The organism is Flavobacterium sp., from assembly GCF_046317795.1.
Classification (GTDB): domain Bacteria; phylum Bacteroidota; class Bacteroidia; order Flavobacteriales; family Flavobacteriaceae; genus Flavobacterium.
The window spans coordinates 1-15,414 of record NZ_JBKCVI010000199.1 but is presented as its reverse complement, the minus strand read 5'-3'; the positions used below and the strand labels follow the sequence as shown (position 1 = coordinate 15,414).

The 15,414-nt window shown below is 35.5% G+C and carries 12 protein-coding genes, 1 tRNA gene and 1 pseudogene; 7 read left to right on the top strand and 7 right to left on the bottom strand.

What is annotated here, in order from left to right; translation table 11 throughout:
• From ACK5ON_RS11725 to ACK5ON_RS11705, 5 genes are all read right to left on the bottom strand, one after another.
• Positions 1 to 3,266: beta strand repeat-containing protein (locus ACK5ON_RS11725; protein WP_409822676.1), on the bottom strand; the 3,266-nt coding region annotated here is incomplete at its 3' end.
• Positions 3,267 to 3,891: 625 nt separating this feature from the next.
• Positions 3,892 to 4,659: a sulfite exporter TauE/SafE family protein gene (locus ACK5ON_RS11720; RefSeq protein WP_409822673.1), complete on the bottom strand. Its 768-nt coding sequence runs from the start codon at positions 4,657 to 4,659 to the stop codon at positions 3,892 to 3,894.
• Between the two features lie 96 nt (positions 4,660 to 4,755).
• Positions 4,756 to 6,066, bottom strand: a complete 1,311-nt coding sequence (gene murA, locus ACK5ON_RS11715; RefSeq protein ID WP_409822670.1) for a UDP-N-acetylglucosamine 1-carboxyvinyltransferase — start codon at positions 6,064 to 6,066, stop codon at positions 4,756 to 4,758.
• 82 nt (positions 6,067 to 6,148) lie between these two features.
• Entirely contained in the window at positions 6,149 to 6,862 is a 714-nt protein-coding gene (locus ACK5ON_RS11710) for a DUF4290 domain-containing protein (protein WP_409822679.1), read from the bottom strand.
• Positions 6,862 to 7,146: a DUF493 family protein gene (locus ACK5ON_RS11705; protein WP_396174891.1), complete on the bottom strand. Its 285-nt coding sequence runs from the start codon at positions 7,144 to 7,146 to the stop codon at positions 6,862 to 6,864. Before ACK5ON_RS11705 ends, ACK5ON_RS11710 begins: the two co-directional genes overlap by 1 nt.
• A 158-nt stretch (positions 7,147 to 7,304) precedes the next feature.
• Between ACK5ON_RS11705 and ACK5ON_RS11700 the strand changes: the two genes are divergently transcribed.
• The 5 genes from ACK5ON_RS11700 (at position 7,305) to ACK5ON_RS11680 (ending at position 12,267) form a co-directional block, all read left to right on the top strand.
• Positions 7,305 to 7,841 carry an AAA family ATPase gene (locus tag ACK5ON_RS11700; protein WP_409822666.1) on the top strand — a complete coding sequence of 179 codons (537 nt, stop codon included), beginning with the start codon at positions 7,305 to 7,307 and terminating at the stop codon, positions 7,839 to 7,841.
• A 234-nt stretch (positions 7,842 to 8,075) separates the two neighbouring features.
• Entirely contained in the window at positions 8,076 to 9,968 is a 1,893-nt protein-coding gene (locus ACK5ON_RS11695) for an ATP-dependent DNA helicase RecQ (protein WP_409822663.1), read from the top strand.
• Between the two features lie 2 nt (positions 9,969 to 9,970).
• Complete coding sequence (gene fmt, locus ACK5ON_RS11690; RefSeq protein ID WP_409822660.1) at positions 9,971 to 10,918, top strand: methionyl-tRNA formyltransferase; 948 nt, start codon at positions 9,971 to 9,973, stop codon at positions 10,916 to 10,918.
• Positions 10,919 to 11,065: 147 nt separating this feature from the next.
• Entirely contained in the window at positions 11,066 to 11,368 is a 303-nt protein-coding gene (locus ACK5ON_RS11685; RefSeq protein WP_396174899.1) for an HU family DNA-binding protein, read from the top strand.
• Positions 11,369 to 11,706: 338 nt separating this feature from the next.
• Positions 11,707 to 12,267 carry a YqgE/AlgH family protein gene (locus ACK5ON_RS11680; protein WP_409822657.1) on the top strand — a complete coding sequence of 187 codons (561 nt, stop codon included), beginning with the start codon at positions 11,707 to 11,709 and terminating at the stop codon, positions 12,265 to 12,267.
• Here ACK5ON_RS11680 and ACK5ON_RS11675 read toward each other — a convergent pair.
• Complete coding sequence (locus ACK5ON_RS11675; protein WP_409822654.1) at positions 12,254 to 13,093, bottom strand: aminotransferase class IV; 840 nt, start codon at positions 13,091 to 13,093, stop codon at positions 12,254 to 12,256. The genes ACK5ON_RS11680 and ACK5ON_RS11675 overlap by 14 nt on opposite strands.
• Positions 13,094 to 13,153: 60 nt before the next feature.
• On the bottom strand, positions 13,154 to 13,546 hold the full coding sequence (locus ACK5ON_RS11670) for an START-like domain-containing protein (RefSeq protein WP_409822651.1): 393 nt from the start codon (positions 13,544 to 13,546) through the stop codon (positions 13,154 to 13,156).
• 200 nt (positions 13,547 to 13,746) lie between these two features.
• Between ACK5ON_RS11670 and ACK5ON_RS11665 the strand changes: the two genes are divergently transcribed.
• Together ACK5ON_RS11665 and ACK5ON_RS11660 are read left to right on the top strand one after the other, a co-directional pair.
• Positions 13,747 to 13,820: transfer RNA gene (locus ACK5ON_RS11665), tRNA-Met, on the top strand.
• An 806-nt stretch (positions 13,821 to 14,626) separates the two neighbouring features.
• Positions 14,627 to 15,414 (top strand): annotated as a pseudogene (locus tag ACK5ON_RS11660) (hypothetical protein); the annotation flags it as partial.

Here is a 15,414-nt window from a genome sequence, read left to right as displayed (position 1 = left end):
GTGTTTGAAGTACCTGTTACCGTTCCAGATAACGGAGTAGTAGCAGTAACTGTTGTTCCATAATTAAAACTTGCCGTAGTAGCATTGCCATTCGCATTAACAGTACCGTTTAAGGTAGCTGATGTGGATGATGTAACAGTAGCTACATTGGTAGTAACTGTGGGTGGTGTTTTTGTAAAGAAACCAGTATAAGCAAGCCCATTGATACCAGAGGCAGGTGAATTAAATCCCCATCCACCTGTTGTGGTTTGACCACTAGCATAATAACGGAAAGTTACGGTTGTCCCAGAAGGAACATTTTGTAAAGCCGAAATTCCTGAAACGTCTATAGATAAAGAAGCTGGTGTTCCAACCGTTACCGTTGGAGAACCAATCAAGGTAAATGAAGTACCATCTAAACTATAGGCAAATTGGGAACTTACCCCTGGAGAAGCAGCAAATGTACTAGTCCCAGCCAAATTAGCAGTTATGGTAGCAAGGTTTAAAATATTGCCTGATGTAGATGTTAAAGTTGTTTGAAAAAAATCGGTATTAGAAGTGGCGATTCCATTGTTTTGAAAACCAGTTGTTCTAAAAGAATTCGCACCAGCACTTGCTGCTGCACCACTTCCACGAGTGATAGTATTGGCACCACTTGTAGAAATTAGATTTGTATTAAATGTAGTTGCAGTTGCAGTTGCAGTAGCATTTAAACCGGTAACATCCCATCCTGCCAAAACAGGATAACCAACGGTCAAAGTTTGAGTAACCGGAGTAGCAGCATTATAATTACCATCACCAGCTTGAGAAGCGGTAATAGTGGCTGTACCTAAAGTAAGTATGGTCACTATACCATTACTATCAACCGTAGCAACAGTTTCGTTACTACTAAAATAAGCTATAGCCAATGCCGAACTTGCTGCAGTAGCAGCACTATAAGGCGCATCGCCTATTGCCTTTGTAATTGTGGCTGGTGTTATAGCAGCTATTGTTTGATTTGCTTTATCTACAGTTACACTAATTGTTGTAGTAGCTGAGTTATAATTGTTAAAATCTGTTGGAGTAAAAGTAATTCCTTGATTAGCAGTTCCAACATTAGGCACTGTACTTGGTGTCGTAAACGCAAAAGTTCCAGCAACACTAGCTGTTCCTCCTGTTAAAACAGATGAAGCCAAGGTTTGCAAATAAGTAATATTGGAAGCCGTTGGCGCTACACTAATTGTTGTTGTAGCTTTATCTACTGTTACACTAGTTGTAGTAGTAGCTGTGTTATAATTATCCGTATCTGTCGGTGTAAAAGTTACCCCTTGACTGGCAGTACCAGCATTAGGAGCAGTACCTGGCAAAGTAAACATAAAAGTTCCGGCTACACTAGCCGTTCCTCCTGTTAAAATAGATGAAGCCAAAGTTTGCAAATAAGTAATATTCGAAGCCGTTGGAGCCACACTAATTGTCGGCGTAGCTTTGCTCACAATATTCCCTGAAGCTGCTGTGGTAACTGTAGCAGAATTTGCTCCACTAGTCAAAGTAATCACCTGTGAATTATAAGATCCTAAAACAGTTGCTGCAGCACTTAAACGCACGTATAAGGTTCCTCCCGATGAGGGTAAACTTGCCGTACTTCCATAAGTAATACCATCACTAGATACTTCATATCCTGTTGGAGCAGTAGAAGTGGTAATAGCACCCGGTAGTGAACTAGCTGTGAAGACTACCGTTTGTGCTGTAGAAGCAGTACCATAAGTAGTAGTAAATGCAGTTAGTGTAGTTGTTGCAGGAGTAAGAGTAGGTGTAGAAGTAACCGTAATATCTCCTGGGTTATAAGTTATAGCATAATTTGATGGATTGAATGTACCTCCAGTTGCATTAGAAGGAAAAACTTGTCCTACATAAGTACCATCAGGATCTCCAGCAGCTGCACCACTACCATAAGTAATGGTAACGGAGCCAATAGTTTGAGGTGATACTAAACCACTACTGGTAAAGGCAGTAAAACCCGCTCCACCCGTTAAGGTATCGCCATTGGCTTTACTAACATTGTTTGCCGTTATCGAAAGTGCTTTGGTGTCTACAAAAACACTAGCAACACCTGTTGCAGTATTATAAAAAGAAGGATCATCCGGTGTAAAAGTAATTCCTTGATTAGCAGTTCCAGCATTAGGAACTGTACTTGGTGTAGTAAACGCAAAAGTTCCTGGTGTACTTGCGGTTCCGCCTGTTAAGGTAGAAGAAGCTAAAGTTTGTCCATAAATAATCCCCGAAGCTGTAGGAGCAACACTAATAGTTGGTGTAGCTTTGGTTACAGTAAACGATTGGGTAACAGGAGTGGCCGCACAAACAGTTGTACCATTACCCGCTTGAGAAGCAGTTAACGTAATTGGACCACCGATACCGAGGATATTAACCGTACCATCAGTATTTACGGTAGCAATACCACTGTTACTTGTACTATACGTTACAGTCAATCCCGAAGTGGCTGTGGTAGCAATACTATGCGCTTCTCCAAAACTTTTGGTAACCGTTGCGGTGATTGGGTTTATAGTTTGAGGGGTGCAGACAACGGCAGCAGTTGGAGTAACCGAAAGGTCGTCTATTGCAACTCCGTGGTCATTTCCTGAATCATTAATATCTGTCCAACGCAACATAATTTCTTCACCAATAGGTATATTTACAGTAACAACAGAAGTCAAAACTGCTCTATTCGCTGCATTATTTCCATCAAGGGCAGCAGCAGTGGCTGTATTTGTTGGGGTATTAAAAGTAAGTGCAGCAACAGTTGTAAACGTACCTGTTAAACTAGTAACTGTTGCTGCCTGACGATAATCAAATGTTAATGGTTGCGAAGCTGTATTACCACCATTACGCCATTGTTCACCAGTATAAGTTATAGTAAGTGATGCAATTGCAACACCTGTATTATTTTTTAATCTTACACCATATTGCAATGTTCCTGTTCCAGATGAACCAGCTGAACCTAATGCACGGTCTGCGGCACCAGTTGAACCAAAATTATAAAACGATCCACTATTAGAACTACCTGTTCCAGCTGTGAAAACATTAGGAGTCGCATTTCCAGCAGCACGCAATGCATAAACTCCAGTAATTGAACTGTTATCTGTTAGATTAAAAGTTGCAGTACCGAGACCATCAAAATTTTGTTGATAAGGAGTGCCAATGGCAGCTAAACTTGCTTGCCCCCAACTCACCTGAGTATTCAGAAAGAATAGGAAAGACAAACTCCAAAATAACAATGCATTTGATTTTCTAAAAAGTAAAGTATTTTTCATAGTGTTATATTTTAAAACGGAAACAAAATTAAAGAATAATTACTTGTTTTAAAGAAAAAAACATTAACTAATTGTTAACCAATTGTCAACACTCATTTCGTCGTTATTTAGTGCATTTCGTCGGCAATAGCCCTGCTTGTATAAAAAAATTAATAAGAAATGTATTAATAAAATAAAACACTAAATAAGGAATCAATATCTTTTGGAGTAATTAGTTTTTGATGATATTTTTTTTAGTTATGATTTTCGATAGAAAATCGTATCGAGATGAAGAAAAATTTCATTAAATAAGGTTCTCGATTAGCTTCGCTCATTTCGGCTACTGCCTCGGGTCATTTTTTGTTCCTCTAGTTCCATAAGACGAGATGCACAAAAAACACTCCTTTAGATTTGTTTTAATAAATTTTGGTAAATTTAGAAAAGAGAAAAGTGTTTAAGAAAACTCCAACCATAATAAAAAAGTAATAATAGAAAAATCAGTTCCATCAGTATTCAAAAAAGACTTAGCAGACTTGAAGTAAAAAAAATCTTTACAATCCGAGGCAAAAAACTTTGTACAACCCTAAATGCCGTAAGGCAGGTGGCATTCCCTCATCAGGGATTATAGTTCAACAGATTTTTACTATTACTTCAAAAAAATATCATATCCAAATCGTAGTAACGTTCCTATAATCACTATCAAAAAGAAGATACGAATAAATTCGTTCCCTTTCTTAATGGCCAATTTAGCGCCAATAAAACTACCAAACGCATTGCAAACCGCCATTGGAATAGCAATTGCCCAAATGATTTTTCCTTTTAAAACAAAAAGGCAAATAGAACCAAAATTAGTAGCCAAGTTGACCATTTTGGCATTGGCAGAAGCATGAAGAAAATCAAAACCTAAAACCGAAACGAATGCTAAGACCAAAAAACTGCCTGTTCCTGGACCGATAAATCCGTCATAAAAACCAATACAAATACTCATCAAAACAGCTAAAAAAAGTTGCCTTTTAATCGAATGTTCTTTGGCTTGATGTATCCCAAAATCTTTTTTAGTAAACGTGTAAACAGCAATAATTATCAAAACCACTAAGAGCAACGGTTTCATAAAATCATTATTCACTTGGGTCAGCAAGTTAGAACCTAAAAAAGCAGCGAGAAATGCTACAATAGACATAATGGAAAGTAACTTCCAATTCATTTGTACATTTTTCAAGTACTGATTGGCAGCAAAAGCAGTTCCACTAAATGCGGGGATTTTCAGTGAACCTATAATAGTTGCTACAGATAGTTGTGGTAGTAAAATCATGGCAACAGGCGTTTGTATTAATCCGCCACCACCAACTATTGCATCTACAAATCCTGCGAAGAAAGCGGCAATGCAAAGTAAAATTATTACGTAGGTTTCCATAACTATTAAAAAACTAAAAACCATTAAGGTGTTAAGATTCATTAAGTTTTTCTTAATTTCCTTAATTCCTTAATGGTTTAAAAAAAATACAGTCGTTTAAACTCTTACGATATTGGCTCCTAATGCTCTCAATCGCTCGTCAATGCGTTCGTAACCTCTGTCAATTTGCTCAATATTTTGGATAGTGGAAGTTCCTTTGGCAGAAAGTGCTGCAATTAATAATGAAATTCCCGCACGAATATCGGGAGAAGACATCGTGGTAGCTTTTAATTGCGATTTGAAATCATGTCCCATAACTACTGCTCTGTGTGGATCACACAACATGATTTTGGCACCCATATCAATCAGCTTATCTACAAAGAACAAGCGGCTTTCAAACATTTTTTGGTGAATCAACACATCACCATTGGCTTGTGTTGCCACTACCAAAACAATACTCAATAAGTCGGGTGTAAACCCAGGCCAAGGAGCATCGGCTATGGTTAAGATAGAACCGTCGATGTCGGTTTTTACCGTATACCCTTTGGTATGTGCAGGAATATATATATCATCACCTTTTTTCTCGAGGGTAATCCCTAATTTTCTAAACACACTAGGAATAACGCCAAGGTTTTCCCAAGAAACATTTTTGATAGTGATTTCGCTTCTGGTCATTGCCGCAAGTCCAATCCAAGAACCAATTTCAATCATATCGGGCAAAATTCTGTGTTCGCAACCACCAAGACTTTCAACGCCTTCAATGTGCAATAAATTAGAACCAACGCCAGTGATTTTGGCACCCATCGAGTTCAGCATTTTACACAATTGTTGCAAATAGGGTTCGCACGCCGCATTGTAAACTGTTGTAATTCCCTCAGCTAAAACAGCAGCCATCACAATATTAGCCGTTCCAGTTACCGAAGCTTCGTCAAGCAACATGTGAGCGCCTTTTAATCTTCCTTTGTTTTCCACACCATAAAAATGGTCTTCTCTTTCATAACGGAACTTGGCACCAAGATTGATAAATCCTTCAAAGTGGGTGTCCAATCGACGACGACCAATTTTATCGCCACCCGGTTTTGGGATATATCCTTTTCCGAAACGAGCCAAAAGTGGCCCAACTATCATGATCGAACCTCGTAAACTGCCACCTTCTTTTTTGAACGCTTCGGTTTCAAGATACCCAACATTCACTTCATCTGCCTGAAATGTAATGGAACCTGGACCATTTTTTTGGATTTTTACTCCAAGGTTTCCCAATAGTGTGATCAATTTATTGACATCAATAATATCTGGAATATTGCTGATTGTTACTTTTTCTGGAGTTAAAAGCACTGCACATAATATTTGTAATGCTTCGTTTTTGGCTCCTTGTGGTGTTACATCACCTTTTAGTTGGATGCCTCCTTCAATTTTAAAAGTTCCCATGGTTTATGTGTTTAAGGTTGCGGGTTTTGGGTTTTGGGTTGCGGGATAAAAAATAATCGCAGTAGGAAACTATAACTCGAAACTATTTCTGATTGTTATTATTGTTTTTTATAAAAGGTTTTTTGCCGTTCTTATTGCTTTTTATCTTAGTATTTTGTGGAGGCATGTTTTTATTAGAGATTTTTTTATTCGTACGTATTAAATCATTGGTATTCAATAATTCTTCGCTGCTTCCTAATAAATTAAGTTTACCATCCGATAATTCATAAAGATGTTCAAAAATAACGACATCGGTAACGGTGTCTTTGTTCCAACTCAAATAGGATTTTTTCATGTGGTTGGCAATCACTTTTACCAAAGCATTTTTCATTTCTCCATCTTCCCAACTATTGGCAACATTAATCATATACTTGATATTGTTGCCATAAAACCGATATTTTGGATTTTTTTGAGGATACGCTAATCGCTCTGGCTTCAAGAAGATTACATCTTTTGTTGGAATAGGATAAGGAGAATCGACATCCAATTTAAAATTGGACATAATAAAAATTTGATCCCATAATTTATGCTGAAAATCAAGTACATCACGTAAATGTGGATTTAAACTTCCCATGACTTGAATGATGTATTTTGCTGCTTTATTACGTTCTACTCTATCTTCAATTTGAGTAGCTTGAGTAATTAATTTTTGTAAATGACGACCATATTCGGGGATGATCAAATGCGGTCTTTCTGCATTGTATTCCAAATGATGTACCACATCATTAGCATTTTCTTTACTATATTTTTCAGTCATCATAATGATATTATTCCTTCAATATTAGAAACTTCTATGTACTTTTCGACAACGCTTTCTGGACTTTCCATCATGACGTTTATGGATACACTGGTGTACTTTCCGGTTTTGGATTGTGTTGTATGAATAACAGCGCCTATATTATCAAAAGCATTTTCTACTTCTTCAATTTTTTTGGGGTCAGTAGGTACAATAAATTTATATAAATATTCCCCTGGCCATGTTGACGTATTGTTCAACTCTTCGCGCAATCGGGTATAAAATTCTTCCGTCTTCTTATCCATTTAATCAAAAATAAAAGCAAATATACAGTATTGGATTTATATTTTAGAATTAGGATTATAGGATTTGAAAAAATTATTTTTTTTCTAAGAAATAAAAACCCAAAACACTTTCACTATTCTAATTGAATTCAATAAATTTGCTCCTCATTTTAAAAATCTTGAAGAAAGAAATCATAGTTATTACTGGTGGTCCAGGAACCGGAAAAACCACAATTATCGAGGCACTCATCGAACAGGGTTATGCGTGTTTTCCCGAAATCTCACGTCAAATAACTCTTGAAGCCAAAAAACAAGGAATCGAACAATTATTCCTCGAAAGACCACTTCTATTTAGCGAATTATTACTTGAAGGAAGAAAAAAACAACACCAACAAGCTACGAACGATCGAGCCGAAATAGTGTTTTTAGACCGTGGAATTCCCGATATATTGGCCTACATGCATTACATTGGCGACAGTTATCCTGCTTTTTTTGATCATGCCAGTAAGGAACATGAATATTCAAAAGTGTTTGTCCTTCCACCATGGGAAGACATTTATGAAAGTGATGAAGCACGTTATGAAAACTTCGAACAAGCCAAACTCATCTTCAATCACTTATTGGAAACCTATCAAAACTATGGTTACCATCTTATTGAAGTACCAAGAGGAACTGTGGAAGAACGCATTAAGTATATTTTAAGTCAGCTTTTTTAAAAAGTTACGGGTTACGGGTTTTGGGTTACGGGTTAGGGGTTTTGGGTTTCGGGTTACGGGTTTTGGGTTACGGGTTTTGGGTAACGGGTAACGGGTTTTGGGTTTCGGGTTTGAACTTCTTTCTTCTATTTTCTATTCTCTATTTTCCTTTTTCTATTTTCTTTCTTCTATTTTCATAAAAAATAAGTAGTTTTGAAAAACTTGAAACTCGCAACACGAAACTCGCCATTATAAATGTCAAAAGCATTAGATGTCCTTAATAAATATTGGAAACACGATGCTTTTCGTTCATCACAGGAAGAAATCATAACTTCTGTGATGGACGGAAAAGACACTTTGGCGCTAATGCCTACTGGTGGTGGAAAATCGATTTGTTTTCAAGTGCCAGCCATGATGCAGGAAGGTATTTGCTTAGTCATTTCTCCACTTATTGCTTTAATGCGTGACCAGGTTCAAAACTTGCAAAACAAAGGCATAAAAGCCATTGCACTAACCGGTGGAATTCACCAAGATGAAATAATTGATTTGTTGGATAATTGTCAATTTGGCAACTACAAATTCCTTTATCTTTCTCCAGAACGATTGCAAAACGATTGGATTTTGGAACGCATCAAAAACTTTCCCATAAACTTAATCGCCATTGACGAAGCGCATTGCGTTTCACAATGGGGACACGATTTTCGTCCGGCGTATTTAAAGATTGCAAAACTTAAAGAATACTTTCCTAAAGTGCCTTTTTTGGCTTTGACTGCTTCGGCTACTCCAAGAGTAAAAGAAGATATTATGGTCCAACTGCAACTTGACAATCCTCAGGTGTTCTGTAAGTCATTTTATAGAGATAACATCGGTTATATGGTTTTTGAAACCGAGGATAAACTAAACTTACTACAGCAAATACTTCATAAAAATCCGCAACCCTCAATTATATATGTAACCAATAGAAGAGCATGTACTGAAACCGTTTATCAATTAGAAAATTTAGGTTTTAAAGCTACCTATTATCATGGAGGATTATCTTATAAGGACAAAGAAAATCACATGAAACTTTGGATGGAAGAAAAAGTGAAGATAATGGTGGCTACCAATGCTTTTGGAATGGGAATAGATAAGGCCAATGTAAAAACCATTATTCATTTACACCTGCCACAAAACCTCGAAAACTATTATCAGGAAACGGGTCGTGCAGGAAGAAACGGCGAAAAAGCATTTGCTGTTTTGCTCAACAATCCTTCGGATATTTTGCACGCCGAGTCGCAATTCATTAGTGTTTTGCCTGATAAAGCTTTCTTGAATTCGGTATTTACTAAACTCTGCACTTATTTTCAAATTGCCTACGGAGAAGGAATTGACGAGCAGTTTAGTTTTAACCTCAATCAATTTTGTGGAAAATACAATTTTCCAACTTTGAAAACATACAATGCCTTACAGTTTTTAGATAGACAAGGTATCCTTACATTGTCACATGAATTCTCAGAGAAAGTAAGTATTCAATTTATCATTCCTTCCAAAGAAGTGATCCGTTATATGAGTTTAAATCCAAATGATGAGGAAATTATTCTCACCATTTTGCGCACTTATCCTGGAATTTATGATATGCAAACCGCTTTTAATCCACAATTGATTGCCAAAAAATCGAATACAAATGACAACGCTATTCTTTCTCTTCTCCAAAAATTAAAAGAAAAAGATATCATCGAAATGATTGCCAGAAACAATGATGCCTCGATAACTTTTAATGAAATAAGAGAAGATGAACGAACCATCAATAGAGTTTCTAAACATCTTGAATCCCAAAATAAATTAAAAATAACACAACTTCAAGCAGTCCTACATTATAGTAAGGATACTAAAACTTGTAAGAACAAGTTGTTGATGCAATATTTTGGGGAAACCATAAAAAAGGATTGCGGCATTTGTTCCTATTGTATTTCCAAGACAAAAAAAAATGACAATCCTGAAACAGTTTCTAAAAAAATTATTGATTTGTTAAAAATCCAAGATTTCAATTCCAGAGATATTCAAAAAATAACTAAACTTCAAAAAGACGATGTTATCTTTGCCCTTCAAACACTTTTGGAAAACGATACTATTAGTATCAAATCAAATAATTTATATTCCTTAAAATAAGTATGGAAAAGTTACGCATTGTTTTCATGGGTACACCCGAGTTCGCTGTTGGTATTTTAGACACCATTATAAAAAGCAACTATGAAGTTGTTGGTGTGATAACTGCAGCCGATAAACCCGCCGGTCGGGGTCAAATGCTAAAATATTCGGCTGTAAAACAATATGCTTTGGAACACAATTTAAAACTATTACAACCAACCAATTTAAAAGACGAAACTTTTTTATCGGAATTACAAAGTTTAAATGCCAACCTTCAAGTAGTAGTAGCGTTTAGAATGTTGCCCGAAGCCGTTTGGCGTATGCCAAAACTAGGCACGTTCAATCTTCATGCTTCCTTGCTTCCAAATTATCGTGGTGCCGCACCTATAAATTGGGCAATAATTAATGGCGAAACCAAAACTGGTGTAACCACTTTTTTTATAGATGATAAAATAGACACTGGCGCTATGATTTTGAGTAAAGAGATTGAAATCTCGGCTGAAGAAAATGCTGGAGCACTTCATGACCGATTAATGGTTCTTGGAAGTACAGCTGTAATCGAAACATTAGCATTACTAGAAAAAGGAGATGTAAAAACAATTATTCAAAAAGATAACTCAGAAATAAGAACAGCTTACAAGCTCAATCGTGAAAATTGTAAAGTGGATTGGACAAAATCGGCAACTGAAATTCATAATTTAATTAGAGGTTTATCGCCCTATCCCTGCGCTTGGTGCATCATAAAAAATAATGGTGAAGAATGGAGTGTTAAACTATTTGAAGCCAAAATCATTTTTGAAAATCATACTCTTAAAATTGGACAAATTATCACTTCAAAACAAGATATTAAAGTAGCTGTAAAAGATGGATTTATTCAAATAGTTAGTCTTCAACTTCCAGGGAAGAAAAAAATGCTCACAAAAGAGCTGTTAAATGGTATTACTTTTTCTGAAAAAGCACAAGCAGAATAAGGTTTCAAAGGATTTATAGTTTGGAAAAAACCAATGAAAAGCGTTGGTTTATCAACAAATAACTCAAGTTATCAACAAATTTTTGAAAAAATCACTAAATCGCTTGTACGCTAAGGAATTCCTATTAAATTTGTTACAATTAACAAAATGTTTAACCAACAATTAATAACTAACATTATGAACAAATCAGAATTAATCGATGCAATTGCAGCCGATGCAGGAATTACAAAAGCAGCAGCAAAACTAGCTTTAGAATCATTTTTAGGAAATGTAAGTGGCACCTTGAAAAAAGGTGGAAGAGTATCTTTAGTAGGTTTCGGTTCTTGGTCAGTATCTAAAAGAGCTGCAAGAGATGGAAGAAATCCACAAACAGGGAAAACTATTAAAATTGCTGCTAAAAATGTAGTTAAATTCAAAGCTGGTGCTGAATTAGACGGAGCAGTAAACTAGTAAATAGTTCTTCTGATATACAAAAGCCGCATCAATCGATGTGGCTTTTTTAATAGTAGAGATTAAAAGTTGGTTATTTAATCCCATTTTTGTTAACTTTAATCCGTTAGGTGTAATTATAAAAACGTCAGTTCGAGTGTTTTTTGTGCATCTCGTCTTTTTGGACGAGAGGAACAAAAAATGTATCGAGAACCGTTTTTAATGAAATTTTTCTTGTTCTGTCATCCTGAGTGAAAACGAAGGACGATTTTCTATCGAAAATCACTCAAACTGACGAAAAATTATCATCAAAAACTAATTACACCCAACAGGTTAACTTTATTAAAACTTTCATGAAAATGATTACAAAAAAAATAAAGAAAGGACAATTATTAATTGCTGAACCTTCTATAATAAGTGACTTATCTTTTAACAGGGCTGTAATTTTATTGGCCGATCATAATAATGAAGGTTCTGTTGGTTTTATTTTAAATAAACCCCTTAAATACACCATCAAAGATTTACTCCCACAAATTGAAGCCAATTTTAAAATATACAATGGTGGTCCAGTAGAACAAGATAATTTATACTTTATTCACAATATTCCTAATCTAATCCCTAATAGCATTGAAATTTCAAATGGAATTTTTTGGGGAGGCGACTTTGAGGCAACCAAAGCCCTAATAAATGATGGAACCATAACCAAAAAAAACATACGTTTCTTTTTAGGATATACTGGCTGGGATTCTAAACAATTAGAAAACGAAATGGATGCTAACTCATGGATTTTAACTAAAAATAGTTATGAAAATAAAATTTTAGGAAAAGCTTCTGTTCACTTTTGGAAAGAACGAATTTTAGAATTGGGTGGGGACTATTTGATTTGGTCTAACGCTCCCGAAAACCCTATTCTAAATTAAGTCCAGCATTTAGTTTTTCAAGTAATTGCAACGCTAATTTAATTTCGAATTCCTTTTTTCTATACTTAGTAATGGGTTGAATTCCCTGAATTACGTTTGTGATAAATAATTCGTCTGCTTTTTGTATATCAAATGGGGAAATTTCTCTTTCTACAAAATCAATTGTTTCAAATTGTTTGGCAAGCGTGATAATTTGCTTTCTCATTATTCCATTCAAACAACCATCAGAAATGGGTGGAGTAATTAAGGTATTACCCATCAACATGAATAAATTCCCGCTAATGGCTTCAATTACATTTTTTGAGTCATTGATAAGCAAACAAGATTCTAATTGATTCTCTTTGGCAAAAATACTTGCCGTTACATGAACCATCTTATTAGTTGTTTTTAACGTAGAAAGCAACTGCTTGGTTACCGCAAAATCTTTGTACAAATCGACTTCAAAATTACTCTTTTCAATTGTATATGTTTTATCTGAAAGTGGAGCTGCTTGAACAACATACGAAACCGAATTTTGATTTGGCGCATAATATCCTCCTTCATTTCTATACACCGTAATCCTCACTCGAGCCGAGTTTTCAATTGCTAATTGATTAACCAAACTCAAAATTTGACTTTCTAAAAACTCAAGCGTAAACGACATTGGAATTTCCATTCTAACAATGCGCATGGAAGCCATGAGTCTAAAATAATGATCTTCAAAAAATAAGATTGTGTTGTCTACAATTTTTAAAGTTTCAAAAACACCATCACCATATAAAAAAGACCGGTTGTTCACCGACAATTGAAAATCAGAATCTAGAATAACACCATTAAAATTAATCATAAAAAATCCCGTCTCGATTTTTAGAATGAGACAGGACAAATTTAACTTTAAAAAATTGAATTATATAGAGCCAATTACGTGTTTTAAATCAGAAACTTGATTTTCCCATAATAATTTGGACTCTTCAAGTTCATCTTCTAGAGCATAGTCCACTACCATCAACGAAACATCTTTAGTAATCTCATCTTCCAAAATTCTCAATTCAAAATAATACTCAGTATCATTATTTTGATCATCAACCCATCTGAATTTTACTTTTTCACCTGACTTTTTGGATGCAAGTCGAGCATTTTCTTCATTGCCATCCCAAATAAAAGTAAAAAATTCTCCTCTTGAATTAACATTATCGGCAAACCACTCTTGCAAACCGGATGGAGTTGATATGTATTGATATAATAATTGAGGTGATGAATTTAAAGGAAATTCTAATTCGTATCGTATTTTACTATCCATGACTTGAATAAATTTTTTCGAAATATATAGAATAAAAATTAAAAAAAAGCGTTTTTTTAAAAATTAAAAAAATTACTGCTATTAGTTTGTAGCAGCAAATTTTAATTTTATATTTGCCTTCGCAATTTAGCCGCAAGGCGTATCACTGAACACCTATAAAAATAGAAATCGGTATATTATTCAAGGATTGCATTTATTATGGCGAGGTAGCTCAGTCGGTTAGAGCGCAGGATTCATAACCCTGAGGTCGGGAGTTCAAATCTCCCTCTCGCTACAATCCGAAACGATAGCAGAACACACGGTAGTTTCATATCCGCCTGACGGACACGGGTTCAAATCTCCCTCTCGTTACAATACGAAACGATATCAGAATGGATTCATATCCGCCCAGCCCGACAGGAGTTCAAATTTCACTATCGCTACAATCCGAAACGATAGCAGAACGGACGAAGTAAACCCTAATCAAAATAACGATTAGGTTTTTTTTTACCTATTTTCCTCACCCCCAATCTTCCCCTCTTTTTAAGAGGGGTGCCCGAAGGGCGGGGTGTTCTTCCCCTCTTTTTAAGAGGGGTGCCCGCCAGTGGCGGGCGGGGTGTTCCCCCTCTTTCTGATACTGTACAAAAAACACCTGAAATAAGGTGTTATAAGTCGTAAATATTAAAAAAAATGCATTCCAATCCGCCTAGTCCGACAGAAGTTCAAGTTTACCTCTCGCCATCCTTTAAGCGCTTGAAAATTTCCAGACCTTTTTATAATCTTCTTAATATCCCAAATTATGCATTTATTTATAAATAAAAATACAATACCTGTGTTTATAAAAAATAAAAGTATAAGTATTTTATACGTAAAAATTAAAAATTTATGGTATTTCAACGTTTTTTTATGCTTTTTATCGATTATATTAAAAAATGTTTTAGTTTTGTCGTGTTAAATAAAATGAATTATAATTAATTTTTTTTGAAGTGCAATAATAATCTTAGTGGTATTAAAAAAAGTATCACAGACTTCAAGAAAAAGGTAGTGTTATTATTTGTTTTTAAACACACAATTAAATTTAAATCAAAAAAAATAGAAAAAATGGAACTTAAAAGAATTACAAGATTAATTTGTTTAGCTATTGTACTCCTATTAGGATTAAGTAGTAGCAACCTAAAAGCCAACAATTTAAATATTGGTACACCCACTGTAGTCGGGGGGGATTTGCAGTTTACCATTTCATGGGATAACAGCTGGAATACAGATATAACCCCAGGCAACTGGGATGGTGTTTGGGTATTTATCAAACGCCAAGGTTGTTTGGATAACTTTTGGACACATGCTTTAGTAAGCACCGTTTCTGGTGATCATTTGATAACAGGAGGTGTTTTGCAGGTAGATGCTGTGCCAGATGGCATGGGTGTTTTTATCAGACGGTCAGCAATTGGCAATGGAAACATTCCAACAGCAACAGTTTTAATAGCCCTGCAAACTGCAGCTAACCTAAGTGATAATTTTCAAGTAGCGGGAATTGAGATGGTTTATGTGCCACAAGGCGATTTTCTTATTGGCGACAACAGTAATGGTTTTGGAAATGGAAGTGGTTCTAATGGTTGGGGCTTTAAAAATGTGTTAATTACCAATGCCATACAAACAGCAGGTATAGGAGCTACTCTTAACTATAAATCTCAACCTAGTCATGGTAGTTCAGCTCCTTTGCCATCTACCTATCCGTTAGGGTGGAATAGTTTCTACAGCATGAAATATGAAATCAGTCAAGAGCAATATGTGGCTTTTTTAAATTCGCTTACCTATACGCAACAGATTACAAGAACTAATGTTAGTCCTGCCTCTGCTGCTGGTACCTATGCCAATGCTAATCCAGCGAC

Excerpts from the sequence above, each read along its gene's own strand:
- ACK5ON_RS11720 (WP_409822673.1), bottom strand. The coding sequence starts at position 4,659 with ATGGAAACCTACGTAATAATTTTACTTTGCATTGCCGCTTTCTTCGCA.
- murA (WP_409822670.1), bottom strand. The coding sequence starts at position 6,066 with ATGGGAACTTTTAAAATTGAAGGAGGCATCCAACTAAAAGGTGATGTA.
- ACK5ON_RS11670 (WP_409822651.1), bottom strand. The coding sequence starts at position 13,546 with ATGGATAGTAAAATACGATACGAATTAGAATTTCCTTTAAATTCATCA.
- ACK5ON_RS11685 (WP_396174899.1), top strand. The coding sequence starts at position 11,066 with ATGTTTAACCAACAATTAATAACTAACATTATGAACAAATCAGAATTA.
- ACK5ON_RS11705 (WP_396174891.1), bottom strand. The coding sequence starts at position 7,146 with ATGGATAAGAAGACGGAAGAATTTTATACCCGATTGCGCGAAGAGTTG.
- ACK5ON_RS11710 (WP_409822679.1), bottom strand. The coding sequence starts at position 6,862 with ATGACTGAAAAATATAGTAAAGAAAATGCTAATGATGTGGTACATCAT.
- fmt (WP_409822660.1), top strand. The coding sequence starts at position 9,971 with ATGGAAAAGTTACGCATTGTTTTCATGGGTACACCCGAGTTCGCTGTT.
- ACK5ON_RS11695 (WP_409822663.1), top strand. The coding sequence starts at position 8,076 with ATGTCAAAAGCATTAGATGTCCTTAATAAATATTGGAAACACGATGCT.
- ACK5ON_RS11680 (WP_409822657.1), top strand. The coding sequence starts at position 11,707 with ATGATTACAAAAAAAATAAAGAAAGGACAATTATTAATTGCTGAACCT.
- ACK5ON_RS11675 (WP_409822654.1), bottom strand. The coding sequence starts at position 13,093 with ATGATTAATTTTAATGGTGTTATTCTAGATTCTGATTTTCAATTGTCG.